At 64.0% G+C, this 25,061-nt stretch carries 23 protein-coding genes; 9 read left to right on the forward strand and 14 right to left on the reverse strand.

What is annotated here, in order from left to right; all coding sequences use genetic code 11:
- Positions 1-22 precede the first annotated feature (22 nt).
- Positions 23-1,012: a Csu type fimbrial protein gene (locus BM019_RS27640; protein WP_092421893.1), complete on the forward strand. Its 990-nt coding sequence runs from the start codon at positions 23-25 to the stop codon at positions 1,010-1,012.
- A gap of 260 nt (positions 1,013-1,272) precedes the next feature.
- On the opposite strand, the gene BM019_RS27645 is transcribed toward BM019_RS27640, so the two are convergent.
- Both BM019_RS27645 and BM019_RS27650 read right to left on the reverse strand, forming a co-directional pair.
- Positions 1,273-2,025 (reverse strand): anti-sigma factor family protein, encoded by a 753-nt coding sequence (locus tag BM019_RS27645; RefSeq protein WP_092421896.1) that lies wholly within the window; start codon positions 2,023-2,025, stop codon positions 1,273-1,275.
- A complete protein-coding gene (locus BM019_RS27650) occupies positions 2,022-2,528 on the reverse strand; it encodes an RNA polymerase sigma factor (protein WP_009044629.1) in 507 nt (168 codons plus the stop codon). Before BM019_RS27650 ends, BM019_RS27645 begins: the two co-directional genes overlap by 4 nt.
- Before the next feature lie 180 nt (positions 2,529-2,708).
- On the opposite strand from BM019_RS27650, the gene BM019_RS27655 reads away from it, so the two are divergent.
- Together BM019_RS27655 and BM019_RS27660 are read left to right on the forward strand one after the other, a co-directional pair.
- Positions 2,709-3,794: a catalase family peroxidase gene (locus tag BM019_RS27655; RefSeq protein WP_092421899.1), complete on the forward strand. Its 1,086-nt coding sequence runs from the start codon at positions 2,709-2,711 to the stop codon at positions 3,792-3,794.
- Positions 3,791-4,330: a cytochrome b gene (locus BM019_RS27660; RefSeq protein ID WP_009044627.1), complete on the forward strand. Its 540-nt coding sequence runs from the start codon at positions 3,791-3,793 to the stop codon at positions 4,328-4,330. Before BM019_RS27655 ends, BM019_RS27660 begins: the two co-directional genes overlap by 4 nt.
- Positions 4,331-4,430: 100 nt before the next feature.
- On the opposite strand, the gene BM019_RS27665 is transcribed toward BM019_RS27660, so the two are convergent.
- The gene (locus tag BM019_RS27665; RefSeq protein ID WP_092421902.1) at positions 4,431-5,642 is read right to left on the reverse strand and encodes an MFS transporter; all 1,212 of its coding nucleotides are present in this window, start codon (positions 5,640-5,642) and stop codon (positions 4,431-4,433) included.
- Positions 5,643-5,739: 97 nt separating this feature from the next.
- Between BM019_RS27665 and BM019_RS27670 the strand changes: the two genes are divergently transcribed.
- Positions 5,740-6,186, forward strand: a complete 447-nt coding sequence (locus BM019_RS27670) for a winged helix-turn-helix transcriptional regulator (RefSeq protein WP_085534093.1) — start codon at positions 5,740-5,742, stop codon at positions 6,184-6,186.
- 38 nt (positions 6,187-6,224) lie between these two features.
- Here the strand turns inward: BM019_RS27670 and BM019_RS27675 are convergent, their stop codons facing one another.
- Both BM019_RS27675 and BM019_RS27680 read right to left on the reverse strand, forming a co-directional pair.
- Positions 6,225-7,376: a M14 family metallopeptidase gene (locus tag BM019_RS27675; protein ID WP_085534095.1), complete on the reverse strand. Its 1,152-nt coding sequence runs from the start codon at positions 7,374-7,376 to the stop codon at positions 6,225-6,227.
- A gap of 507 nt (positions 7,377-7,883) precedes the next feature.
- Positions 7,884-8,225 carry a DUF6124 family protein gene (locus tag BM019_RS27680; RefSeq protein WP_009044623.1) on the reverse strand — a complete coding sequence of 114 codons (342 nt, stop codon included), beginning with the start codon at positions 8,223-8,225 and terminating at the stop codon, positions 7,884-7,886.
- A gap of 131 nt (positions 8,226-8,356) precedes the next feature.
- On the opposite strand from BM019_RS27680, the gene BM019_RS27685 reads away from it, so the two are divergent.
- Positions 8,357-9,022 carry a LexA family protein gene (locus BM019_RS27685; protein ID WP_009044622.1) on the forward strand — a complete coding sequence of 222 codons (666 nt, stop codon included), beginning with the start codon at positions 8,357-8,359 and terminating at the stop codon, positions 9,020-9,022.
- Positions 9,023-9,078: 56 nt separating this feature from the next.
- Here BM019_RS27685 and BM019_RS27690 read toward each other — a convergent pair whose 3' ends face one another.
- From BM019_RS27690 to BM019_RS27705, 4 genes are all read right to left on the reverse strand, one after another.
- Entirely contained in the window at positions 9,079-11,025 is a 1,947-nt protein-coding gene (locus BM019_RS27690) for an acetyl/propionyl/methylcrotonyl-CoA carboxylase subunit alpha (protein ID WP_092421905.1), read from the reverse strand.
- Positions 11,025-11,840, reverse strand: coding sequence for a gamma-carboxygeranoyl-CoA hydratase (locus BM019_RS27695; protein WP_009044620.1), 816 nt, complete (start codon positions 11,838-11,840; stop codon positions 11,025-11,027). The genes BM019_RS27690 and BM019_RS27695 overlap by 1 nt, the downstream gene beginning before the upstream one ends.
- A gap of 17 nt (positions 11,841-11,857) precedes the next feature.
- Positions 11,858-13,462 (reverse strand): carboxyl transferase domain-containing protein, encoded by a 1,605-nt coding sequence (locus BM019_RS27700; RefSeq protein WP_092421908.1) that lies wholly within the window; start codon positions 13,460-13,462, stop codon positions 11,858-11,860.
- Positions 13,463-13,568: 106 nt separating this feature from the next.
- A complete protein-coding gene (locus tag BM019_RS27705) occupies positions 13,569-14,732 on the reverse strand; it encodes an isovaleryl-CoA dehydrogenase (protein WP_085534106.1) in 1,164 nt (387 codons plus the stop codon).
- A gap of 225 nt (positions 14,733-14,957) precedes the next feature.
- Between BM019_RS27705 and BM019_RS27710 the strand changes: the two genes are divergently transcribed.
- Positions 14,958-16,652 (forward strand): AMP-binding protein, encoded by a 1,695-nt coding sequence (locus BM019_RS27710; protein WP_087091637.1) that lies wholly within the window; start codon positions 14,958-14,960, stop codon positions 16,650-16,652.
- A gap of 656 nt (positions 16,653-17,308) precedes the next feature.
- Here the strand turns inward: BM019_RS27710 and BM019_RS27715 are convergent.
- The 3 genes from BM019_RS27715 to BM019_RS27725 all read right to left on the reverse strand — a co-directional run bounded on the left by BM019_RS27715 (position 17,309) and on the right by BM019_RS27725 (position 19,861).
- Positions 17,309-18,208: a hydroxymethylglutaryl-CoA lyase gene (locus BM019_RS27715; protein ID WP_009044616.1), complete on the reverse strand. Its 900-nt coding sequence runs from the start codon at positions 18,206-18,208 to the stop codon at positions 17,309-17,311.
- A 153-nt stretch (positions 18,209-18,361) separates the two neighbouring features.
- The gene (locus tag BM019_RS27720) at positions 18,362-18,766 is read right to left on the reverse strand and encodes a MerR family transcriptional regulator (protein ID WP_007929654.1); all 405 of its coding nucleotides are present in this window, start codon (positions 18,764-18,766) and stop codon (positions 18,362-18,364) included.
- Positions 18,767-18,934: 168 nt separating this feature from the next.
- A complete protein-coding gene (locus tag BM019_RS27725; protein ID WP_009044615.1) occupies positions 18,935-19,861 on the reverse strand; it encodes a LysR family transcriptional regulator in 927 nt (308 codons plus the stop codon).
- A gap of 177 nt (positions 19,862-20,038) precedes the next feature.
- On the opposite strand from BM019_RS27725, the gene BM019_RS27730 reads away from it, so the two are divergent.
- On the forward strand, positions 20,039-21,268 hold the full coding sequence (locus BM019_RS27730; RefSeq protein ID WP_009044614.1) for an acyl-CoA dehydrogenase: 1,230 nt from the start codon (positions 20,039-20,041) through the stop codon (positions 21,266-21,268).
- Between the two features lie 93 nt (positions 21,269-21,361).
- Here BM019_RS27730 and BM019_RS27735 read toward each other — a convergent pair whose 3' ends face one another.
- Positions 21,362-22,744: a substrate-binding domain-containing protein gene (locus BM019_RS27735; protein WP_092421911.1), complete on the reverse strand. Its 1,383-nt coding sequence runs from the start codon at positions 22,742-22,744 to the stop codon at positions 21,362-21,364.
- 250 nt (positions 22,745-22,994) lie between these two features.
- Between BM019_RS27735 and BM019_RS27740 the strand changes: the two genes are divergently transcribed.
- On the forward strand, positions 22,995-23,321 hold the full coding sequence (locus tag BM019_RS27740; protein WP_062825314.1) for a YegP family protein: 327 nt from the start codon (positions 22,995-22,997) through the stop codon (positions 23,319-23,321).
- 55 nt (positions 23,322-23,376) lie between these two features.
- Here the strand turns inward: BM019_RS27740 and xthA are convergent, their stop codons facing one another.
- On the reverse strand, positions 23,377-24,189 hold the full coding sequence (xthA, locus tag BM019_RS27745; RefSeq protein ID WP_092421914.1) for an exodeoxyribonuclease III: 813 nt from the start codon (positions 24,187-24,189) through the stop codon (positions 23,377-23,379).
- A gap of 202 nt (positions 24,190-24,391) precedes the next feature.
- Between xthA and BM019_RS27750 the strand changes: the two genes are divergently transcribed.
- Positions 24,392-25,042 (forward strand): GNAT family N-acetyltransferase, encoded by a 651-nt coding sequence (locus BM019_RS27750; protein WP_009044610.1) that lies wholly within the window; start codon positions 24,392-24,394, stop codon positions 25,040-25,042.
- Positions 25,043-25,061 lie beyond the last annotated feature (19 nt).

Genomic DNA, 25,061 nt, shown 5'->3' on the forward strand with positions numbered 1-25,061 from the left:
ACGGAATCGGGAGGCGGTGAACATGGACAGGTTACGTCGCTATTGGGGCCAGGGGCTGTTGCTGATGGCGCTGCTGTTGCCGGGGGCGGCCCAGGCCCTGTGTTCGGTGGTCAGTACCTCGCCGGCGAGTTTCGGCACTCTCAGCTCGATCCTGGTGCGCACCACTTCGCAGTCGGCTTCCAGCACCAATGCCGGCCTGGCTTGCACCGGCTCGTTGCTGACCCTGCTGGCCAGCAACGACCACTTCTACGCCACCATCACCTCCTCGCAGAGCGGGTTGTTGGGGCCGACCGGCGATGTCATCGGTTATACGATCTATGGCGACAACAGCACCAATTACCCCATCACTCGCGGTGTGCAGTTCGACTTCGCGCGCAACTCCATCGCCGACGCCCTGGGGCTGGTAGGCAGCCCGACCGTAGCCAAGGCGGTGCCGATCTACTTGAGCAGCATCACCGGCAGCAATGTGGCTGCGGGTATCTATACGGAAACCCTGAGCATCGCTTGGAGCTGGAACTACTGCTCGGGGATCGGCGCGCTTGGGATCTGCCTGGGGCGCGATATCGGCAGCGGCGTCGCCAGCCTGACGGTTAACCTGACGGTGGCCAACGATTGCGTGATCACCGCGCCCAATATCAGTTTCGGCAGTGCGCCGGTGATCAGTGCCTTCGTCACCGTCAGCGGGCAGACCATCAACCTCGCCTGTACCAAGGGCAGTGCCTACACCGTGGGCCTGGACGATGGCCAGCATGCCGTCAGCGTGGGCGGGCGGCGGCGGATGATCTCGGGGAGCAACTACCTGGCCTACGACATCTTCAAGAGTGCCGGCACCACCCGCTGGGGCAGCGTGGGCGCGGCGCGGCGGGCCAGTTCCGATGCCGAGGTGAATCCGGGCAACGGCCTGGGCACCGGCAGCCAGGTATTCAACTACAACGCCCGGATCTACACCGACCAGGCCACGCCGCCGGCGGGGACCTATATCGACAATGTGGTGCTGGATGTGGGGTTCTAGGCGGGGAGAGCGGTTGCTGGCGCTGGGTGCCGGTACGAGCGATGGGGACGGAGGATTACCGTCCATATCGTGTCGGTCTCAGGCCGGTGGTGACCTGGATATCCTGCGGCCGCTGCGCTGCCGATCGCAGGCTGCGCCAGCGGCTACAGCAGGAGAGTAGCGGCTCTCGGGAGAGGTGTAGCCGCTGCCGCAGGCTGCGATAGGTCCGAAGGACCTCTGGCGGTCTCAAGGCCGGTCCACGGGCGTGCGGCTGTCGTGGCTCAGAACTTCTGGGTGTCCTGCAGCCGCTGCGCCACCGCCGAACCACTGGGGCTGACCATGGCGTAGTTGTAGCCGCTGTCGGACCAGTAGTCGGCCTGCAGTTCGCCATCGCTGCGGCTGCCTCGGGGCAGCAGGTAGTTCTTCGGTCCCGGTGGGCGGATATAGAAGCTGATCCTGTGCCCGCCCTGGTCCTCGTACAACACCATCGCCGCCGGCCCTTGATCGGTGCTCAGCAGGCGCCCGCTGACTGCCTGGAAGCCGGACTCGCGCAGGTCCGGCAGGCGCTCGGCCTGGGTGAAGTAGCGGTCGAGCCAGGCCTGCATGGCGCCGTTGCCCTGGACCTTGAGGTCGGCCGGGAGGACGCCTTGCTGGGCAAACAGGCGGTAGGCCTGCAGGGCGTCGGTCATTGGCAGCGGGGCGCTGGCCAGGGTCATTTCCCGCGCCTGCCAGCCACTCAGGCCGCCGACGCCGAGGGCGATCAACAGCAGCGCGGCGCTGGCCAGGTGGCGGCGCGACTGGCGCTTGAGACGCTGGCGAATCAGCGCCGGGTCGAGGTCGGGGTTGGCCGGTTGTTGCAGGGCGCCGCCGAGGGCTGCGCGCAGCTGCTGGGCGTCCTGTTGCCAGGCCTGGACCTGGGCGGCGAGTTGCGGGTGGCTGCTCAGGTAGGTTTCCAGCAGGCGCCGGTCGCTCTCGTTGAGCCGATGATCGACATAGGCATGCAGGTCGCGTTCGCTGGGGGGAAGGCTGATCATTTGAGTATCCGCAAAGAAGGGCTGCTGATTTCGCCGTCGCTGAGCTGGCGCAGGGCCTGGCGCGCCCGGGACAGGCGAGACATCACGGTGCCGGTGGGTACGTCGAGGATGGTGGCGACTTCCTTGTAGCTCAGGCCTTCCACCGAGACCCAGAGCAGTAGCGCGCGCTGTTCGGCGGGCAGGCGGTCGAAGGCTTCCAGGGTCGATTGCGCGACCACGCTGCGCTCCACCGAAGGCTGGGCGTCGTCACGCCCGGTGAAGAATTCCAGCATGCGTGCATAACGCCGTGAGCGGCGGTGCGCGTCGAGAAACTGCCGGTAGAGAATGGCGAACAGCCAGGCCCGCAGATCGCCCTCGGGGCGTTTTTCGCCCCAGCTCGACAGCGCCCGTTCCAGGCTCGCCTGCACCAGGTCGTCGGCGCTGCTGGGCTGGCGGCTCAGGGACAGGGCGAAGCGCCGTAGCCGGGGGATGATTTCACGCAGCTGTTCGTCGATATCGTTCATGGGTTCCTGCAGGTTGTTGGCCAGTCGCTACGCTTGCAACAGCGTGCTTGCAACAGCCAGACGCCTGGTCGTGCAGGTTATTCCCGTGCCGGAAAAATAAATAGCGGGCCAGGGAATAACCGCTGCCGGGGCTCGTCTGACCTGTCCTTTCCACCTGTGGCCGCGGCCCTGGAGATATTCATGGTAGATCGTCCATCACCCCCTGATCGTCCGCCCTTGAGCGCGGCCAGCCTGAGCCTGCGTCTGGGCGGGATCGCCCTGGTGGTCGCGGCCCTGGCCGGCGCCATGGCTTATGTAAACGGCACTTTCGATCCGCAGCGCCTGACCCCCAAGGCCCTGGTGGATGTGCTGGAGAAAAACAACGGCGTGCATCCGGGCTTTCGCCGCAACCATGCCAAGGGCGTGTGCGTGGCCGGTTATTTCGAGAGCAGCGGCGAGGCCCGCAGTTATTCCAGCGCCCAGGTGTTCAACGAAGCGCGGACCCCGGTGGTCGGGCGTTTCGCCTTGCCCCCCGGCAATCCCTATGCGCCTGACAGCAGCGTGCCGATCCGCAGCCTGGCCCTGCGTTTCACCCAGGCCAACGGCCAGCAGTGGCGCACCGGGATGAACAGCATGCCGGTGTTCCCGGTGGGCACCCCCGAGGCGTTTTACCAGTTGCAGCAAGCCAGTGCGCCAGACCCGGCGACCGGCAAGCCGAACCCGACCAGCGTGCCGGCGTTTTTCGCCGCCCACCCCGAAGCCATGCCGTTCCTGCAATGGATCAAGGGCGCCAAGCCCTCGGCCAGCTATGCCACCGAAACCTACAACGGCATCAACGCGTTTTACCTGGTGAGCGCCAGCGGGCAACGTCAGGCCGTGCGTTGGGGCGTGGTGCCGCTGACCCAGGACGCGCCCGGAGCGGTGGCGCCGCAAGGCAACGACTTCCTGGAAAAAGACCTGGTGCAGCGCCTGGCCGCGGGGCCGTTGCGCTGGCGCTTGAACATCACCCTGGCCAACCCGGGCGACCCGACCGACGACGCCAGCAAGGCCTGGCCCAGCGAGCGCAAGGTGCTGAATGCCGGGACCCTGGTGCTGGAGCGCAGCCAACCGCAGAACGATGGCGAATGCCGCGACATCAACTACGACCCGCTGGTGTTGCCGAGCGGCATCGCCGCCTCCGACGACCCGCTGCTGGCGGCCCGTTCGGCGGCCTACGCCAGTTCTTATCTGCGCCGTACCAGTGAAGTCGACCCATTGCCCCGCGCTGCCCAGGAGCCCCGCCCATGAGTGCCCAACCGAACCACTTCGCGCCATTGGCGCGCCTGCTGCACTGGCTGATGGCGCTGATGATCATTGCCATGCTGTTTATCGGCGCCGGCATGGTGGCCTCGGTGTCCGAGCGTCACCAATGGCTGATCCACCTGCACAAGCCGCTGGGCATTGCCATTCTGCTGCTGGTGATCGTGCGTTTGGTCGTGCGCTTTTCCACCCGGCAACCGCCGTTGCCGGCGGACCTGCCGGGCTGGCAGGCGTTGGCGGCCAAGGCCTCCCATGTGCTGCTGTACGCGCTGATGCTGGTCCTGCCGCTGCTGGGCTGGGCGATGATTTCGGCGGCGGGCGACCCGGTGATGCTCGGCAGTTCACTGCAGTTGCCGGCGATCCTGCCGGCCAATGCCCAGCTGTTCGCTTTTTTGCGCAAGGCTCACGGCTTTCTCGCCTACCTGCTGTTTTTGACGGTGCTGCTGCATCTGGCGGCGGCGCTGTTCCATGGCTGGGTGCGCCGCGACGGGGTGCTGGAGAGCATGCTGCGCGGCAAGGAATGAGGTAACGGAGTCGTCGAGGTTTTATCGCGAGCGAGCTCGCTCCTACAGGGATTTACATAACCCTTGCAGGGGCAAGCTCGCGAAGCCCCGTCCCCGCAATTCAACCGGCACACACCAGGGCTTTGCGCGGGTTCAGGCTCCACAGCCAGTACAGCAGCGCCATACCATTGATCGCGGCGCCCAGCAGGCACACCCCGGTCCAGCCCGCCCAGGCATACATGGCCGTGGCGCCGATCGAGCCGCTGGCGCTGCCGATCGAATAGAACAGCATGTAGCCTGCGGCCAGGCGGCTCTGGGCCTCGGGGCGGGTGCTGTAGATCAGGCTCTGGCTGGTGACATGCACCGCCTGTAAACCCAGGTCGAAGACGATCACCCCCAGCAACAGGGCCCAGAGCGACGACTGGGTGTAGGCGATCGGCAACCAGGCGGCCAGCATCAGGCTCAGCGCCAGGCCGCTGGTCCACTGGCCCAGGCCACGGTCGGCCAGGCGTCCGGCACGCGAAGCACCCAGGGCCCCGGCCGCCCCGGCGAGGCCGAACAGGCCGATCTCGGTATGGGACAACGACAGCGGCGGGGCGCTCAGGGGCAGCACCAGCGGGGTCCACAACACGGTGCCGGCGCCGAAGATCAGCATCGCCAGCACCGCTCGGTCGCGCAGGACCTTTTCTTCGCGAAACAGGCCGAACAGCGAGCGGATCAGCTGGCCGTAGCTGTGCATTGCCGCCGGTTGCTCGACCTTGGGCAGTACCCGCCACAACAGCAGCGCCATCAGCAGGGTCAGCCCGGCCGACAGCAGGTACACCGAACGCCAGCCGGCCAGGTCGGCCATGGTGCCTGATACCGTGCGCGCCAGCAGGATCCCGAGCACGATGCCGCTGGTCACGCTGCCCACCACCCGGCCACGTTCGCCCGGCGCGGCCAGGTTGGCGGCATAGGCCACCAGCACCTGGGTCACCACGGCCAGTAGCCCGGTCAGGGCCATGCCCAGCAACAGCCAGGTGCTGTCCGCCGCCAGCGCCACCATCAACAGGGCCGCGACCGACAAGCTCGTCTGGCCGACGATCAGGCGCCGGCGGTTCAGCAGGTCGCCCAGCGGCACCAGGAACAGCAGGCCGAGACCATAGCCGACCTGGGTCAGGGTGATGACCAGGCCGATGGTCGCTCGCGGCATGTCCAGGCTGTGGGCCATGGCATCGAGCAGGGGTTGGGCGTAATAGACATTGCCCACCGCCAGCCCGCAGGCAATGGCAAAGAGCAGCACCACCGACGCCGGAATGGTGGCGGATGGCAGAGGGGCGATGGTGGCGGTCATGCTCGGCTCCGTGAGTTCTGGTTGCGTTATGAAACCAGTTGTACGGTAGAGAGGCTGGTTTTATATTGCAACCACTTTCCTGTCGCGAGTCTGCATCATGGTCAAACGCACAAGCCTGGAGGGCGCCGAATGCCCGGTGGCCCGTTCGCTGGACGCTATCGGCGACTGGTGGTCGCTGCTGATCATTCGCGATGCCTTCGACGGCATCCGCCGCTTCAGCGAGTTCCAGCGCAACCTGGGGATGGCCAAGAACATCCTCGCCGCCCGCCTGCGCACCCTGGTGGCCCATGGCATCTTCGAGGTGCTACCGGCGTCGGATGGCAGTGCCTATCAGGAGTACGTGCTGACGCAGAAGGGCAACGGCCTGTTCAACCTGATCATCGGTTTGCGGCAGTGGGGCGAGGCGTATTTCTATGAGCCGGGGGAGGCGCATTCGCTGATGGTCGACCGCGAGCAGGGGCAGCCGCTGCGACCGCTGGAATTGCGCTCGGCGGACGGGCGCCTGCTCGGGCCCGAGGATTGCCGGCGGGTGCCGGTGCAATAACGCTGGCCGCGGTTCGAGCCACGGCCAGCGCAGCAGGATCAGCGCAGGATGCCGACCATGTCGGCCACGGTGCTGAGGACGTCCTTGCCCAGTTGCATCGAGCGTTTGCCCGACCAGCCGGTGAGCGGGTTGGGGTTGTCGTCATGGTCCTTGAACGGCATTTCCAGGGTCAGCGACAGGCAGTCGAACTTCTCGCCGACGCTGTTGCAGGCCAGGGTCATGTTGGCTTCGCCGGGCTTGTCCCTGGTGTAGCCGTGGGTGGTCTGGAAGTCCCGGGTCTTGTGTTTCAGGTGGCTGCGGAAATGCTCCTCGAGCTTGGCCAGGCGCGGCGTGTAGCCCGGGTTGCCCTCGCAGCCGGCGGTGAACACATGGGGGATTTCTTCGTCGCCGTGCACGTCGAGGAACAGGTCGACACCGTACTGCTCCATCTGCTGCTGGACGAACAGCACTTCCGGGCTGAGCTCCCGGCTGGCGCTCTGCCAGGCGCGGTTCAGGTCCTGGCCCATGGCGTTGGTGCGCAAATGACCGTGGAAAGCGCCGTCGGGGTTCATGTTCGGTACCAGGTACAGATCGGCGCTGGCCAGCAGCCTGTTCAGCTCGGCATCGTCGCGGTGCTGCAGGCGCTCGATCACGCCCTCCATGAACCATTCGGCCATGTGCTCGCCAGGGTGCTGCTGGGCGATGATCCAGACCTTGCGCCGGCCTTCGCCGCCGTTGCCTTTGCGCAGCAGCTGGATGTCACGGCCCTCGACGCTTTTGCCGGTGGCCAGCAGTTCGGCGCCGGCCTTGGTCAGTGCCTGATCGATCAGCCAGTCGTGCCGACCGCGGCTGTAGGGTTCGAAGTAGGCGAACCAGGCGTGGGTCTGGGTGGCTTCCAGGCAGAAGCGCAGGGTGTCGCCTTCAAAAATCGTCGGCACGCGGAACCAGTTGACGTGATCGTAGGACGCCACCGCCTGGTAGCCGCTCCAGGCCTTGTTGTACGAGGATTTGCTGGCATTGCTCAGGCGGAACCAGTGTTCCTGGCCGACATGCAGGCCGCTGGCCTTGAAGTGGAACCACTGGAAATGCGCGCTGCGGGTGTCGGGCTTGATGGCCAGCAGGACTTGCGAGGGGTTGCTGGCATCCAGTACTTCGATATTGCCGCTGTCGAAATTGGCAGAGATTTGAAACGAGCTTTGGGCCACGGTCATGATTCCTGAGCAGGATTTTTATGGCCGTTACTTTAGCAAGGCGGGGAGTTGCAGGGGGGCAATTTCGGCGGGAGGGGGGGGCGTCGTCCTTGACGCGAAAGCAGCTTAGAAGCTATGCGATTGATTCTCAAGCGCTGTTTTTGCATTTGCGAGCCGTTGCGGCGGGCGTCGGCTTGCAATGAGGCATTCTTTTGCTATCATCGCCGCCAATTTAGCGGGACCCAGTCTTCATTAGCCTGAAGCCAAGCCAGAAAAACTGGCAGAAAAAAAAGACCCGGCAAAAAGCCGGGTCAAAAACCGTGATTAGCCTGATGAGGAGATAATCCAGGAGTCCGACCTAAGGTCTCTTGGGTTATCGACTGATCTCGCGACCAGTTGCTTGCAATAATAATCATTATCATTTGCAAGTCAAATGTTTTTCCCCGCCTTTTAGAAAATAATTTCCTGTCCCTGTTGCCAGCCCTGTTCATCGGCCGGATCGGCTGTGGGCGAATTCTGCCGTGGCACTCATTCCGGGCGATGGCTGTCCAGCGAGCGATCCACCAGCGCCTTGGCCATGTCGATCATGTGCACCACGGAAAACGCCAGGTCCCGCCGGGTACCCCGCAGGTGGTCGGCAGCCTCGTAGGCACTGGCCGCGGCGCAGCGCAGCAGGTCGGAAGCGTGGATCATCGCTTCCTCGCTGCTGATGCTGTGTTTGACCTCGAAGAACTTCTCGTCGATCGACGCTTCTGCAATAGCCGGTTTCAAGTAGTAGTCCATGGCCCGACGGGCGGCCTCGCTGTCCTTGAGGGCGTTGAAGCCGACATCGGTTTCCAGTTCCGGTGCATCTTTGCTGGTTGTGCTCATGAGCGGTTCCATCCTTTGACGTGGAATAAGAGGGTCTGAGGAATGGTAATACTTAATGTATTTGTGACTAGGTTTCAAATACTACAACTTGTGTGTTGAGGGCCGAAATACACAACGTATTGTTCCGCTCCATGGACAAATGGATCGAGTTGGTTAAATCCAACATGAAGGACCGCAAGGTCACGCAAGAAAAGCTCGCGGAGCGCCTGGGCATGTCCCAGGGCGGCATCGGCCACTGGCTGAGCAAACGGCGCCAGCCGAAGATCGAAGACATGAACCGGGTGCTGGAAGAAATCGGCCTGGGTTTTCTCGAAGTCGCGCTGGTGATCCGCGAAAAACCACAGGTGGATGACGAGGGCCAGCTGCTGCTGGAAGGGCCGTCGTTGGTGCAGAAGTACAACCCGTACTTCCGCTACCCGGTCAGCGACTGGCGGGGCGTTGGCGAGGTGCGCGAGGCCGGTGGCGCGGGCTACGCCAGCGAGCGTTACGAGCTCTCTGACTACCAGGCCGAAGGCTCGGCTTTCTGGCTGGTCGTGGTGGGCGACGCGATGATTGCCCCCAGTGGCCTGAGCATCGCCCAGGACATGTTGATCCTGGTGGACCCGGCGGTGGAGGCGGTTCCCGGCAAGCTGGTGATCGTGCAATGCCCGGGCAGCACCGAAGCGATTTTCCGCAAGCTGGTGGAGGAGGGTGGGCAGCGTTATCTGGTGCCGCTGAATCCGACTTACCCGAAGGCGCTTTACAGCGATGATTGTCGGATTATTGGTGTCGTGGTGCAGGCTACCGCTAAATTCTGACGTAAAAATACGATCGTTCCCGCAAGGCTGCGGGAACGATCTTCTGCCTCAGGAGCTTATTCCAGCTCCACCAGGGCACTTCCCTCACTGACCATTTCGCCTTCCTGGCAATACAGCGCCTTGACCACCCCGGCTTGCGGTGCGCGGATGCTGTGTTCCATCTTCATCGCTTCCAGGACCACCAGTTGCGCGCCGGCTTCGACGCTCTGCCCGGCTTGCACCAGAACCCGCACGATGCTGCCGTTCATGGGCGCGGTCAGGCCGCCCTGATGGCTGTGGCTGGCCTCCACCGCGGCAATTGGGTCATAGGCCGTGACCCGGTGCATCTCGCCCTGCCACTGCAGATACAGGCTGTCGCCCTGGCGAATCGCCCGGTGCTGCTGGCGCAGCCCCTTGTGTTCGATCGACAGCTGCTCGCCGTGCAAGGCCATGGCCGCGTTGTGGGGGTCCAGCTTGATCGCCCGGTCCTGGCCCTCGCAGTCGAGGTGCAGCACGGTTTCCCGCGGCAGGCCGATGCGCAGGCCGCTGGCCTTGGCCCAGGGGGAATGGCGGTCGTCGGCGCGCGTCTGATCCGGCTGGCTCTGGGCGAACGCCTGGGCGGCGGCCTGCCAGAACTCGTCGCTCAAGGCGCTGGCCGGTGGCAGCAACTGATCCTGATAGCGCGGGATAAAGCCGGTATCCAGCTCGGCGGCGGCGAAGGCCGGATGGGCGATGATGCGCCGCAGGAACGCCAGGTTGGTCTTCAGCCCACCGATGGCGAACTCGTCGAGCATGGCCAGCAGGCGCAAACGCGCCTGCTCGCGGTTTTCGCCCCAGGCAATCAGCTTGCCGAGCATCGGGTCGTAGAACGGCGACACGCTGTCGCCTTGCTCGACGCCGCTGTCGACCCTACGTCCAGGACCCGCCGCCGATTCGCGGTACAGCGCCAGGCGCCCGGTGGCCGGGAGGAAGTCGTTGCCCGGGTCCTCGGCGTACAGCCGCACTTCGATCGCGTGCCCGATCAGCGGCACCTGATCCTGGGTGATCGGCAGCGCTTCGCCCTGGGCCACGCGGATTTGCCAGGCCACCAGGTCCAGCCCGGTGATGGCTTCGGTGACCGGGTGCTCCACTTGCAGGCGGGTGTTCATTTCCATGAAGAAGAATTCGCCGCGCGAATCCAGCAGGAACTCCACGGTGCCGGCGCCGACGTAACCGATGGCCTGCGCCGCGCGCACCGCGGCTTCGCCCATGGCCTTGCGCTGCTCGACGCTCAGGCCGGGGGCCGGGGCTTCTTCGACGACTTTCTGGTGGCGCCGCTGGATCGAGCAGTCGCGCTCGTTGAGGTACAGGCAGTTGCCGTGCTGGTCGGCGAACACCTGGATCTCCACATGGCGCGGCTTGAGCACGTATTTTTCCACCAGCATCCGCGAATCGCCGAAGGACGACTGCGCCTCACGCTGGGCCGAGGCCAGGGCTTCGGCCAGTTGGCTGACGTCCTCCACCACTTTCATGCCCTTGCCGCCACCGCCGGCGGTGGCCTTGAGCAGCACCGGGTAGCCGATGCGTTCGGCGGCGACGCGGAAGGTTTCCAGGTCCTGGGCTTCGCCGTGGTAACCGGGGACCAGGGGCACGCCGGCGGTTTCCATCAGTGCCTTGGCCGCCGATTTGCTGCCCATGGCGTCGATGGCCGACGCCGGCGGGCCGAGGAAGATCAGGCCGGCGGCTTCGATGGCGCGGGCGAAGCCGGCGTTCTCCGAGAGAAAACCGTAGCCGGGGTGAATCGCCTGGGCGCCGCTGGCCTTGGCGGCGGCGATCAGTTTGTCGATCTGCAGGTAGCTGTCGGCGGCCTTGCTGCCGCCCAGGTCGATGCGCAGGTCGGCTTCGCGGCTGTGGCGGGCGTCACGGTCGGTGGCGCTGTGCACGGCCACGGTGGTCAGGCCCAGGGCCTTGGCGGTGCGCATCACGCGGCAGGCGATCTCGCCGCGGTTGGCCACCAGCAGGGTGGTCAGGACAGGGGCGCTCATTAACGCGACTCCTTGGTGATCTTGTCGGGCTGCCAGCTGGGCGAGCGCTTTTGCAGAAAGGCGCGCAGGCCTTCCTGGCCTTCGGGGCTGACGCGGATGCGGGCAATGGCGTTTTCGCAGTAGCGGCGCAGGGCCGGGGTCAGGGCGCCGTTGCCGACTTCGCGCAGCAGGTCCTTGCTGGCGCGCATGGCGCACGGGCTGTTGAGCAGCAGGTTGTCGATCCACGACGCTACTTGTTGTTCCAGCTCGGTCGCCGGGTAGCTTTCCGCCAGCAGGCCGATTTCCCGGGCCCGCTGGCCGCTGAAACGCTCGGCGGTCAGGGCGTAGCGGCGCGCCGCGCGTTCGCCGATGGCTTGCACCACGAACGGGCTGATCACCGCCGGGGCCAGGCCGATGCGTACTTCCGAGAGGCAGAACTGCGCATCGTCGGCACCGATGGCCATGTCGCAGCAACTGATCAGGCCCAGGGCGCCGCCAAAGGCCGCGCCTTGCACCACGGCCAGGGTCGGGATCTTCAGCTTGGCCAGGTTGTACATCAGTTCGGCCAGCTCGCGGGCGTCGTCGAGGTTGGTGTGGTAGTCGAGTTCGGCCGACTGCTGCATCCAGGCCAGGTCGGCGCCGGCGCTGAAATGCTTGCCGCGGCCGCGCACCAGCAAGAAACGCAGGGCCGGATCGCTTTGCACCTGATCCAGGGCGAGGATCAGCTCGCGGATCATTTCGGCGTTGAAGGCGTTGTTCTTTTCCTCGCGGCTGAGCCACAGGGTGGCGAAACCACGCGGGTCCTTCAGCAGTTCCAGGGTGTTGAAGTCGTTCATGTCGGTTTCGCTCCGGGTCACATGCGGAACACGCCGAAGCGGCTCTGTTCGATAGGGGCGTTGAGGGACGCGGACAGGGCCAGCGCCAGGACGTCGCGGGTCTGCGCCGGGTCGATGACGCCGTCGTCCCACAGCCGGGCGCTGGAATAATACGGATGGCCCTGGTGTTCGTACTGGTCGAGGATCGGCTGCTTGATCTCGGCTTCCTGGGCGGCGCTGAATGGCTGCCCGCCGCGTTCGGCCTGCTCGCGCTTGACCTGCACCAGCACCCCGGCGGCCTGCTCGGCGCCCATCACGCCGATCCGTGCATTGGGCCACATCCACAGGAAACGTGGGTCGTAGGCGCGGCCGCACATGCCGTAGTTACCGGCGCCAAAGCTGCCGCCGATGATCACCGTGAACTTCGGCACCTTGGCGCAGGCCACCGCGGTCACCAGCTTGGCACCGTGCTTGGCGATGCCGCCGGCTTCGTATTTCTGCCCGACCATGAAGCCGGTGATGTTCTGCAGGAACAGCAGCGGGATGCCGCGCTGGCAGGCCAGTTCGATGAAGTGCGCGCCTTTCTGCGCGGCCTCGGCGAAGAGGATGCCGTTGTTGGCGAGGATGGCGATCGGGTAGCCGTGCAGGTGGGCGAAGCCGCACACCAGGGTGGTGCCGAACAGCGCCTTGAACTCATCGAAGAGCGAAGCGTCCACCAGCCGCGCGATGACTTCGCGCACATCGAAAGGTTGTTTGGCGTCCGCCGGAATTACCCCGTACAGCTCGTCGCTGGCATACAGCGGGGCGATCGGCGCGCGTTGCTGCAACTCGCCCTGCTTGCGCCAGTTGAGGTTGGCGATGCTGCGCCGGGCCAGGGCCAGGGCGTGCTCGTCGCTGTCGGCGTAATGGTCGGCGACGCCGGAGATCTTGCAGTGCACATCGGCGCCGCCAAGGTCTTCGGCGCTGACCACTTCACCGGTGGCGGCTTTCACCAGCGGCGGGCCGGCGAGGAAGATGGTGGCCTGCTCGCGGACCATGATCGCTTCGTCGGCCATGGCCGGCACGTAGGCGCCACCGGCGGTGCAGGAGCCCATGACCACGGCGATCTGCGGGATGCCCTGGGCGCTCATGTTGGCCTGGTTGAAGAAGATCCGCCCGAAGTGTTCGCGGTCGGGGAACACCTCGTCCTGGCGCGGCAGGTTGGCGCCGCCGGAATCCACCAGGTAGATGCAGGGCAGGCGGTTCTGCTGGGCGATGGTCTGGGCGCGCAGGTGTTTTTTCACGGTCAGTGGGTAGTAGGAGCCGCCTTTCACCGTGGCGTCGTTGGCCACGATCATGCATTCGACGCCTTCGACCCGGCCGATGCCGGCAATCACCCCGGCGGCCGGCACGTCTTCGCCATACACCTGATACGCCGCCAGCTGGCTGACTTCGAGGAAGGGCGAGCCCGGGTCGAGCAGGCGGTTGATGCGCTCGCGCGGCAGCAGTTTGCCACGCGAGGTGTGCCGTTCCTGGGCCTTGGCGCCGCCGCCTTGCTGGACCTGGGCGAGCAGGGTATGCAGGGCGTCGACCTGGGCCAGCATGCTGGCAGCGTTCTGCGCGAACTCTGGTGATTTTGGGTTGAGCTGAGACTTCAGAATCATTGGGGCTCCCAGCGCAGCTCGAAGCGACAAGCTTCAAGCTGCAAGAGTGAATCGGCGTTACGGCAGCTATGGCTTGCCGCTTGTAGCTCGCAACTTGCAGCTGCTCTTACTTGGTTTCGTTGAACAGTTCGCGACCGATCAGCATGCGGCGGATTTCGCTGGTGCCGGCGCCGATTTCATACAGCTTGGCGTCGCGCAGCAGGCGGCCGGCGGGGAACTCGTTGATATAGCCGTTGCCGCCAAGGATCTGGATCGCGTCCAGGGCCATCTGGGTGGCGCGTTCGGCGCTGTAGAGGATCACCCCGGCGGCGTCCTTGCGCGTGGTCTCGCCGCGCTCGCAGGCCTGGGCCACGGCATACAGGTAGGCGCGGCTGGCGTTGAGCTGGGTGTACATGTCGGCGACCTTGCCCTGGATCAGCTGGAACTCGCCGATGCTCTGGCCGAACTGCTTGCGGTCGTGGATGTAGGGCACCACCAGGTCCATGCAGGCCTGCATGATCCCGGTCGGGCCGCCGGAGAGCACCACGCGCTCGTAGTCCAGGCCGCTCATCAGTACCTTAACGCCGCCATTGAGCACGCCGAGGATGTTCTCTTCCGGCACTTCCACATCGTCGAAGAACAGCTCGCAGGTGTTGGAGCCGCGCATGCCCAGCTTGTCGAACTTGTTGCTGCGGCTGAAGCCTTTCCAGTCGCGCTCGACGATGAACGCGGTGATGCCGTGCGGGCCCTTTTCCAGGTCGGTCTTGGCGTAGATCACATAGGTGTTGGCGTCGGGGCCGTTGGTGATCCAGGTCTTGCTGCCGTTGAGCACATAGCGATCGCCACGCTTGTCGGCGCGCAGCTTCATCGAGACCACATCGGAGCCGGCGTTGGGTTCGCTCATGGCCAGGGCGCCGATGTGTTCGCCGCTGATCAGCTTGGGCAGGTAGTGGCTTTTCTGTTGGTGGTTACCGTTGCGGTTGATCTGGTTGACGCAGAGGTTGGAGTGGGCGCCGTAGGAGAGGGCGACCGAGGCCGAGCCGCGGCTGATTTCTTCCATGGCCACCACGTGGGCCAGGTAGCCCAGGCCGGCACCGCCGTATTCTTCCGGCACGGTGATGCCCAGCAGGCCCATGTCGCCGAACTTGCGCCACATGTCGGCGGGGAACAGGTTGTCGATGTCGATCTGTGCCGCCCGTGGCGCCAGCTCGGCCTTGACGAAGGCCTGCACCTGGTCGCGGAGCATGTCGATGGTTTCGCCGAGGGCAAAGTTCAGGGTCGGATAGCTCATGGGGGCACCTTCAAACTTGTTTTTATGTCAGGGAGTCGGGCTGTGGAGAGCGGCTGATTCGGCTCTCACCTTTACGTTAACGTAAGCCTGCGACGGGTGGCTGTCAATCACCCTTTACGTAAACGTCAACTTACGCCAGAGTAGGGGCGTTTTCGCTGGGGGCCAGGCTCCTTCGCTACATGCCTGGCTCATGCTTACCCACTAATAAAGACAATAGGGGTCATCATGGATCAACCCGCATCCGCGCCGGGGCGCAGCTACACTCGCGGCACGCAGGACAAGGCCTTGCTGGCGCTGACCATCGGTCAGGCGTTCGATCGCACGGTGGCGTCATACCCGCGGGGCGAAGCCCTGGTGGTGCGTCATCAGCAGTTGCGCTACAGCTGGCAGCAACTGGCCGAAACCGTCGATCTGCATGCCCGGGCGCTGCTGGCCCTGGGGCTCAAGACCGGCGACCGGCTGGGCATCTGGGCTCCCAACTGTGCCCAGTGGTGCATCAGCCAGTTCGCCAGCGCCAAGATCGGCGCGATCCTGGTGAACATCAATCCGGCCTATCGCAGCTCCGAACTGGAATACGTGCTCAAGCAGTCTGGCTGCCAGTGGCTGGTGTGCGCCGGCGCGTTCAAGACCTCCGACTACCACGCCATGCTCCAGGGCCTGGCACCCGAGCTGGCGCAGCAGTCCATCGGCCAACTGCAAAGCGAGCGCCTGCCGGATTTGCGCGGCGTGATCAGCCTCGATGCCCAGCCGCCGTCGGGCTTTCTGCCCTGGTCGCAGTTGGCCGACCTGGGGGCCGGCGTCAGCGTCGAAGCGCTGCGCGAACGCCAGGACAGCCTGGACCCCGACCAGGCGGTGAATATCCAGTACACCTCCGGCACCACCGGTTTCCCCAAGGGCGCGACCCTTAGCCACTACAACATCCTCAATAACGGTTACATGGTCGGCGAGAGCCTGGGCCTGGGCCACGAGGACCGCCTGGTGATCCCGGTGCCGCTGTACCACTGCTTCGGCATGGTCATGGGCAACCTGGGCTGCGTGACCCACGGCACGACCATGATCTACCCCAACGATGCCTTCGATCCGCTGCTGACCCTGGGCGCCGTGGCCGAGGAAAAGGCCACCGGGCTGTACGGCGTGCCGACCATGTTCATCGCCATGCTCGATCAACCACGGCGTGCCGAGTTCGACCTGTCGAGCCTGCGCACCGGGATCATGGCCGGGGCCACCTGTCCGATCGAGGTGATGCGCCGGGTCATCAGCGAGATGCACATGAGCGAAGTGCAGATTGCCTACGGCATGACCGAAACCAGCCCGGTGTCGTTGCAGACCGGCCCGGCGGACGAGCTTGAGCTGCGCGTGACCACGGTCGGTCGCACCCAGCCGCAGCTGGAAAGCAAGATCATCGACGAGGCGGGCAATATCGTGCCGCGCGGCACCATCGGCGAGCTCTGCACCCGCGGTTACAGCGTGATGCTGGGCTACTGGAACAACCCCCAGGGCACGGCCGAAGCCATCGACCAGGCCGGCTGGATGCACACCGGCGACCTGGCGACCATGAACGAGCAGGGTTACGTGTGCATCGCCGGGCGTAACAAGGACATGATCATCCGCGGCGGCGAGAACATTTATCCGCGCGAGCTGGAGGAGTTTTTCTTCACCCACCCGGCGGTGGCCGACGTGCAGGTGATCGGTATCCCGTGCTCGAAATATGGCGAGGAGATCGTCGCCTGGATCAAGTTCCATCCTGGCCACAGCGCCAGCGAGGAGGAGCTGCAGGCCTGGTGCAAGGCACGTATCGCTCACTTCAAGACGCCGCGTTACTTCAAGTTCGTCGAGGAGTTCCCGATGACCGTGACCGGCAAGATCCAGAAGTTCAGGATGCGCGAGATCAGCATCGAGGAGTTGCGCGGGCGTTCCTGAGCCATTCGAGCAGGCTCCCGCGAATATGTGCGGGAGCGGCTCGCGAGCCGTTGGGGGGCGCAGCCGAGGCAGGAGGGGGGAGGGAAACAGGAAGGCCGGAAAGCACAAAGGGGAGCCGAAGCTCCCCTTTAATTTTTGTCGTTGCGTGCTCTTTTTTTATTATTGAGGGGCGGTCTGTTGTTGTTTTTGGCAACCGTTACCCTTTACCGCTGTTTTTGGCGATCCCCATCCGGGATCAAGAGCAAACGTATTTTTTTGAGCGCTGATCTATTTTCTCGCTTGAGCGACCAACCAGTTCGGGAGCTACCTTGGGGTAGTTTTATTGTTCTCTGCCCGGTTGCGGGTGGCTCTTATTGTTAAAGACACCCTGGAAAACACATCCTCTCCAAAAAAATCTGTTAGCTGCGTCTCTGCCGTGTTGTTTTTGTTATGTCAGAGTCGTTTCGTCTTATTTTTATTAGCTTTGCTGCTTTTTATTCTTGTTATGCCAGAGATATAGCAGAAGCCATGCCAACTTTTTAAAGTCCTTTAAAATCAATGGCTTGATAAAAAAGGTCTTTCATCTGTACCGCTAGAAAATCGACAAACTGTTTCCGTGTTACCCGTTTTGAGTGTGTGCCAGAGCGGCCGGTAACACCCTGAAACAGGCGTGCCCCTCAACCTGGGTAACGGGCCTTGGCGACGCGCGAGCCGGTGGGCCGCCCCAGCACGGAGCAGATCTGCTGGCCGGCGAGGATCAGGCGCTCCATGTCGATACCGGTTTCGATGCCCAGTCCGTTGAGCAGGTACAGCACGTCCTCGCTGGCGACGTTACCGCTGGCGCCCTTGGCATAGGGGCAGCCGCCGAGCCCGGCGATCGAGCTGTCGAACACCGCGATGCCCTCCAGCAGGCTGGCGTAGATATTGGCCAGGGCCTGGCCATAAGTGTCGTGGAAGTGCCCGGCGAGCTTGTCCCGCGGAACGTGGGCGGCCACCACCTCGAACATGCGGCGGGTAGCGCCGGCGGTGCCGGTGCCGATGGTGTCGCCCAGGGACACTTCGTAGCAGCCCATGCTGTACAGCTCGCGGGCGACCACGGCGACCTGTTCCGGCGCTACCTCGCCTTCGTAAGGGCAGCCCAGCACGCAGGACACGTAACCGCGCACGGTAACGCCTTGCTGTTTCGCTGCCTCCATGATCGGCACGAAGCGTTCCAGGCTCTCGCTGATGGAGCAGTTGATGTTGCGCTGGGAAAACGCCTCGGAGGCGGCGGCGAACACCGCGACTTCCTTGACCCCGGCGGCCAGGGCGTCTTCGAAACCGCGCAGGTTCGGGGCGAGGGCGCCGTAGGTCACCCCCGGCTTGCGCTGGATCTGCGCGAACACCTCGGCGGACCCGGCCATCTGCGGCACCCATTTGGGCGAGACGAAACTGCCGACTTCTATATAGCCGAGCCCGGCCGCGCTCAGGGCATCCACCAGTTGCACCTTGTCGGCGACGCTGATGGGCTGGGCTTCGTTCTGCAATCCGTCGCGAGGACCGACTTCGACCAGGCGGACATGGGTGGGAAGGGACATGAGAGCTTTACCTATATTAAGTGGGCACTAATGTAGCCGCTGTCGCAGGCTGCGTTCGGCGACGAAGTCGACGCAAAACCAGGCGCTACGGTCTGTCTGGCAGATTGTCTGTGTTGCTGGCGCGGCCGCTTTGCGAGCGATCGCCTGGGGCGGTTACTGCACGGCGCTTTTCTGATTCTGGATGGTCTGCTCCAGCGCCTGGGTGCAGCGCTCTTCCGCGGTGTCCAGCTCCAGCTTCATCTGTTCGATGTCCAGCAACTGTTGCTCCAGCTGCTCACGGCGCTCGGCGATTTTCGCCAGCATGCTGTGCAGCTGTTTCAGGTTGCCGCTGCTGGGGTCGTAGAGTTCGATCAGTTCGCGGCATTCGGCCAGGGAGAAGCCGATGCGCTTGCCGCGCAGGATCAGCTTCAGGCTGACCTTGTCCCGTGGCGAGTAGATGCGTTCCTGGCCACGGCGTTCGGGGGCGAGCAGGCCTTGTTCTTCATAGAAACGGATGGCCCGGGTGGTGATGTCGAGCTCGCGGGCAAGGTCGGAAATGCTGTAGGTCTGGCTGCTCATGGGGGCACTCGAAAAAGGTCTTGGCGTTAAGCTAATTCGAGGTTGACGTATACGTCAAGCAGGATGCCGCCCTATCTGTAGAAGCGAGGCTTGCCCGCGATGGGTACGCTGAGGTTTCCCTGAACCACCACGTTCTCCCTTATCGCGGGCAAGCGTTGCGCCTGCACATCACTTTTCGAGTTTTTTCTCGTGGGCCGTCACCTGCTGGCACAGCTCGATCATCTGCTCGCGCATCCAGCGGTTGGCCGGGTCCTGGTCGGTGCTTTCGTGCCAGTAGAGGTGGGTTTCCAGCGGCGGTACGTCGTTGACCGGCAGGTTGAACGCCTGCAGGTCATGGCGCCGGGCGAAGCGCTCGGGCACGGTCATGACCATGTCGGTCTGCTGCAGCACTTGCGAGGCCATCAGGTAATGCTGGGAACGCAGGGCGATCTTGCGCTGGATGCCCATCTTGCCCAGGGCCAGGTCGACGTAACCCAGGCCGCTGCGACGGCTGGAAATATGGATGTGGGTCAGCGACAGGTAGTCGTCGAGGCTGAGTTTTTCCTTGTTCGCCAGCGGGTGGCTCTTGCGCATGGCGCACACATAGCGGTCTTCCATCAGCTTGACGTGGCGGACCTGCGGGTCGGTGTTGAGCGGGGCATCGACGGCGAAATCCAGGCGGCCGGCGGCCAGTTCCTTGGTGGTTTCCCGGCGTTTGGACAGGAAGCTCTCGATGATCACCGTGGGCGCCAGGCGCCGCAGGCGCTGGAACAGCGGCGGCAGGATCACCGCCTCGGTCAGGTCGGTCATGCTGATGCGGTAGGTCTTGACCGCCTGCAAGGGGTTGAAGATGCGGCTTTCCTGCACCGACACCCGCAGCAGCGAAAGGGCGTTGCGCACCGGGCCGATGATGTTCTGCGCCATGGGCGTGGGCACCATGCCCTGGGCGGTCCGCACGAACAGCGGGTCGTTGAAGGTCTCGCGCAGGCGGGCCAGGGCGTTGGAGACAGCGGGCTGAGTGATGCCGACGATCTGCCCGGCGCGGGTCAGGTTGGCTTCGGTGTAGATCGCGTCGAAGACGATGAAAAGGTTGAGGTCGACCTTGCTCAGATTCATTGCGCTGCACTCTTATTGTTAGGGTCGGGAGGGATGGGTTGATGACCTGCCTGATCAGTCAATCATATATCGGTGATGAATGTTAATACACGCCGAGAATAGGCTAGGTAAATTTTCGTAAGCTGTTCTAGCATCGGTTCCATGCCCTCAACCACCTCGCCAAGAAGGTAGCTGCCCATGGATTTCGCCTATTCACCCAAGGTTCAGGAACTGCGTGAGCGCGTGACCGCGTTCATGGACACTTATGTCTATCCGGCTGAAGCGGTGTTCGAGCGCCAGGTCGCCGAAGGCGATCGCTGGCAGCCGACGGCGATCATGGAAGAGCTCAAACTCAAGGCCAAGGCCGAGGGCCTGTGGAACCTGTTCCTGCCCGAGTCGGAACTCGGCGCCGGCCTGACCAACCTCGAATACGCACCGCTGGCGGAAATCATGGGCCGCTCCCTGCTGGGGCCGGAACCCTTCAACTGCTCGGCACCGGACACCGGCAACATGGAAGTGCTGGTGCGTTACGCCAATGAAGAGCAGAAGCAACGCTGGCTGGAGCCGCTGCTGCGCGGCGAGATCCGCTCCGCCTTCGCCATGACGGAGCCGGACGTGGCGTCGTCCGATGCCACCAACATGGCGGCCCGTGCGGTGCGCGATGGCGACGAGTGGGTGATCAACGGCAAGAAGTGGTGGACCTCGGGAGCCTGCGACCCGCGCTGCAAGATCCTGATCTTCATGGGCCTGAGCAACCCGGACGCGCCGCGCCACCAGCAGCATTCGATGATCCTGGTGCCGGTCGATACCCCCGGGGTGAAGATTGTCCGGCCGCTGCCGGTGTTCGGTTACGACGACGCCCCCCACGGCCATGCCGAAGTGCTGTTCGACAATGTGCGGGTGCCGTACGAGAACGTGCTGCTGGGTGAAGGCCGTGGTTTCGAGATCGCCCAGGGCCGCCTTGGCCCGGGCCGGATTCACCACTGCATGCGTTCGATCGGCATGGCCGAGCGCGCGCTGGAACTGATGTGCAAGCGTGCGGTGAGCCGTACCGCTTTCGGCAAGCCGCTGGCGCGCCTGGGCGGTAATATCGACAAGATCGCCGACTCGCGGATGGAGATCGACATGGCACGCCTGCTGACCCTGAAGGCGGCGTACATGATGGACACCGTCGGTAACAAGGTGGCGAAAAGCGAAATTGCCCAGATCAAGGTGGTGGCGCCGAACGTGGCCTTGAAGGTGATCGACCGGGCCATCCAGATTCATGGCGGGGCCGGGGTCTCCAACGATTTCCCGCTGGCCTACATGTACGCCATGCAGCGTACGCTGCGCCTGGCCGATGGCCCGGACGAAGTACACCGCGCGGCCATCGGCAAGTTCGAAATCGGCAAGTACGTGCCCAAGGAAATGCTGCGCAGCGGGCATTAAAAGCGATCGTGGGCAAGCGTCGCTCCTACGGAAGAATCTGTAGGAGCGAGGCTTGCCCGCGAAGCGTCCTCGATTACACCGCGGGTTTCTCTCTCAATACACCCAGACTTCCACCCGCCGATTCTTGATCCGCCCCTCGTCCGCGGTATTGGCCGCGACCGGCATCTGCGCGCCAAAACCGCGGATCTCGCGCAACACCACACCGTTTCTCACCAGCTCCCGGCGCACGGTCATGGCTCTGAGCTTGGACAGCAGCGCCGCGCGGGCCGGATCGTTCTTGGCATCGCCGAAGCCGACCAGGGTCACGCGCTTGGCCAGCTTGTCGTGCCGCTTGAGAAAGTCCAGGACCCGTGGCAGGTCCTGGCGCGCCTTGTTGTCGAGGGTGGCGCTGCCTTCCTCGAAGCGAAAATTCACGGTCAGGCGCTGCGCCTGCCGGGCGATGGCCTGGTAACCCTCGGGCATCTGCGGGGCGGGGGCGACACTCATGGCCAGCACCGTCTGGGCGATAAAACCGTTGGCCGCGACTATGGCCTGGCCCCTGGCGCTCTGGGCGAAACGCACCAGGGCCCTGGCCCAGGGGTTTTGCTCATCGGGCGGCAGGTAGAAGTACAGGCGCCGTGACAATGGGTAGTCCTCGGTGGCGATCAGGCTGTCGAGGGGCAGCATCGGTTGCGAGCCGCCATCGACGATCGCCACGGCCTTGGCCTGGCGCACATAAGGCAGGCCGATAAAACCGATGCCCTGGGGGTCGCGGCTGACCGCGTCGGAGAGTTGTTCGCTGGACTCGAAGCGTTTCGCCGCGGGGCTCAGGTTCTTGTCGCGGCGGGCCAGCACCAGTTCCTTGAAGGTGTCGTAGGTGCCGGAGCGGTCATCGCGGGCGTACAGGTGAATGGCGCCGCCGACGCCGCCCAGTTCTTCCCAGGTTTTCACCTCGCCGCTGAACACCCGCGCCAGTTGTTCGGTGTCCAGCCGCGCCAGCGGGTTGTGCGGGTGGAGGATGATGGCCAGGCCGTCGATGGCGATCACCTGTTCGGCGTCGGGGTCTTTCAGGTCGCCGAGGGCTTCCAGCTCCACCAGTTCGCTGTCCTTGATCGGCCGCGACGCGGCGGCGAGGTCGGCGCTGGCGTTCTTCAACGCGGCAAAGCCGGTACTGGAGCCATGCGCGGCGATCTCGACGACAACGCGCCGGCCCTGGGCACTCTGGCCGGTCACCCGACGCTCGTTGTCTTTGTCCGTCGCCTCGATCCGTATGTCGAGCAAACCCTGTTCTTGCATCAGGCCCTTGACCAGGGCCGGGCCCAGCGCGGCACCGATGGTGTTGGAACCCTGGATGCGCAGCACCGGCTGGTTGTCGCCGGCCAGGGGCAGGGCGGCGAACACCGACCAGGGCAGGGCGTAGCAGACGAAGCCGACCAGCAGCAGGCAGAGGGTTCGGCACCAGAGGTCCGGTTCACTGACGGTACAAACGCGTGACATGCGGCAATGGCCTTCTATGGCGGGAGCGAGTGCGGCGAGATTAAGTCGGGGAGGTGACGGGGATGTGACAGTTGATGGGGGTAATCGGAGCGTTCCCCTGGCTTTTCAGAATGCTCTTAAAGACCCGGCACGGCTGGCTCAGTAGAGTTGAAAACTTTGTCTGGAGGGGAATTGGCGCCCGCCGACTCTCGTCGTCACCAGGCGTCGATGCAGCCCTGGCTGCAATTTGCTTGTGTCAAAGGAGTATGAAATGAGTGGCTGGTTCGAGCTGAAGCAATATGGCAGCGGTGGTTTCAGGTTCTTGCTGAAGTCCAAGGACGCGCAGACCATGCTTCAAAGCGACCGTTACCCTTGTCGTGAGAGTGTCGAGGCAGCCATTGCGCTGCTCCGCAAGCACTGCACGTCCCCGGGTAGTTACGAAAAGAAGATCGCCCCCGGTGGCAAACCTTACTTCAATCTCAAGGCCGGCAAGGAGGTGATCCTGGTCAGCCACTTGTATGACTCGGAGCCGACCCGTGAGTCCGCCATCGAGGCCATCATGCAGGCTGGCACCAGCACCCGGGTCGAGCTGTGTTGAGACGCTGAAGCAATAAAAAAGCCCATCTCAGGATGGGCTTTTTTGTGCCGGGCGATCAGCTCAGCTCGAGCCAGATCGGTGCGTGGTCGGAAGGTTTCTCCATGCCGCGCAGGTCGTAGTCGACCCCGGCATCCTTGATCCGTGGCAGCAGGCCGCGAGAGGCCATGATCAGGTCGATGCGCAGGCCGCGCTTGGGCTCGTCCTCGAAACCGCGGCTGCGGTAGTCGAACCAGCTGAAGCGATCGGCCACCTCGGGGTTGAGGTGACGGAAACTGTCCACCAGGCCCCAGTTCTTCAGGCGGGCCATCCACTCGCGCTCTTCCGGCAGGAAGCTGCACTTGCCGGTTTTCAGCCAGCGTTTCATGTTGTCCGGGCCGATGCCGATGTCGCAGTCTTCCGGGGAAATGTTCACGTCGCCCATGACCAGCAGCGGCTGCTCGTTGCTGAAGCGGGTTTCCAGCAGGTGCTGCAGGTCGCTGTAGAAGCGCTGCTTGGCCGGGAACTTGGTGGGGTGGTCGCGGCTTTCGCCCTGGGGGAAGTAGCCGTTCATGATGGTCACCGGGGTGCCATCGGCATCGGCGAAGGTGCCCCAGATAAAACGTCGCTGGGCATCTTCATCGTCGCCATCGAAGCCTTTGTACAGGTCCAGCGGCGCCAGGCGCGAGAGCAGGGCGACGCCGTAGTGGCCTTTTTGCCCGTGGTAATGCACGTGATAACCCAGCGCCTGGACTTCGGCCAGGGGGAACTGGTCGTCCGACACCTTGGTTTCCTGCAGGCCGAGGACGTCCGGTTGATGCTTTTCGATCAGCGCCGCCAACTGATGGGGGCGGGCGCGCAGCCCGTTGATGTTGAACGAGACGATCTTCATGGTCGGCAGTCCTGGCAAAACTGCGATGCTAGCCGACAAGTCGCGCGGCGGCCAGCGTGGCGGCAGGACAGATGCGCTGCTAAGGTCGATGGGCGGTGGAACGATCACGAGCCTGAAAGGTTCGTAGCTATAACAACCGCGCAGAAGAACGCCGCCACCCAGCGCGGTCACTTCAAGCCGGGCCCAGGGGAGACCAATCGCCATGCCTGAAACCTCGACTGCCATCGCCGACATTCACATGCTCGACAGCGGCTACGCCCGCGAAGCCCGTTCCCTGCTGTACCAGGCTTATCGCCATGAGCCGACCTTCGCTTATCTGTTCGAGTCCGAACGCCCGGGTTACGAACAACGGGTGCGGGCCACGGTGCGGGAGCTGGTCAAGCAGCACTTCATTCAGGACCTGCCGGCCATCGGCTTGCTGGTCAATGACCGGCTGATCGGCATCGCCCTGATCGCGCCGCCCCAGCGTCGCCTGGGTATTACCGAGAGTTGGGCCTGGCGCCTGCGCATGGTGCTCAGTACCGGTTTCCGTTGCACCCGGCGTTACCTGGACTATCACGCCGCGGTGCTGGGTTGCCTGCCCAGCGACTCGGTGCACGTCCTGCCCTTGCTGGGGATTCATCCGCAATTCCAGGGCAAGCATTTCGGTGAGCAGTTGCTGCAGGCGGTGCACAACTGGTGCGCGGTGGACGAACACTCCCAGGGGGTGGTGCTGGACACCGGCAACCCGCGTTACCTGGCGTTCTATGAGCGCCAGGGTTATGAAGAGATTGGCGAGATCGCCGTCGGTCCGGTCCGCGAGCACGTTTTCTTTCACGCCAACCCGCAGGTTCTGCAAAGCGCGACCGGCTGAACAGAACTTTCCTCACATT

It is taken from the genome of Pseudomonas sp. NFPP07 (assembly GCF_900115645.1).
In the GTDB taxonomy this organism is placed as follows: Bacteria; Pseudomonadota; Gammaproteobacteria; order Pseudomonadales; family Pseudomonadaceae; genus Aquipseudomonas; species Aquipseudomonas chlororaphis.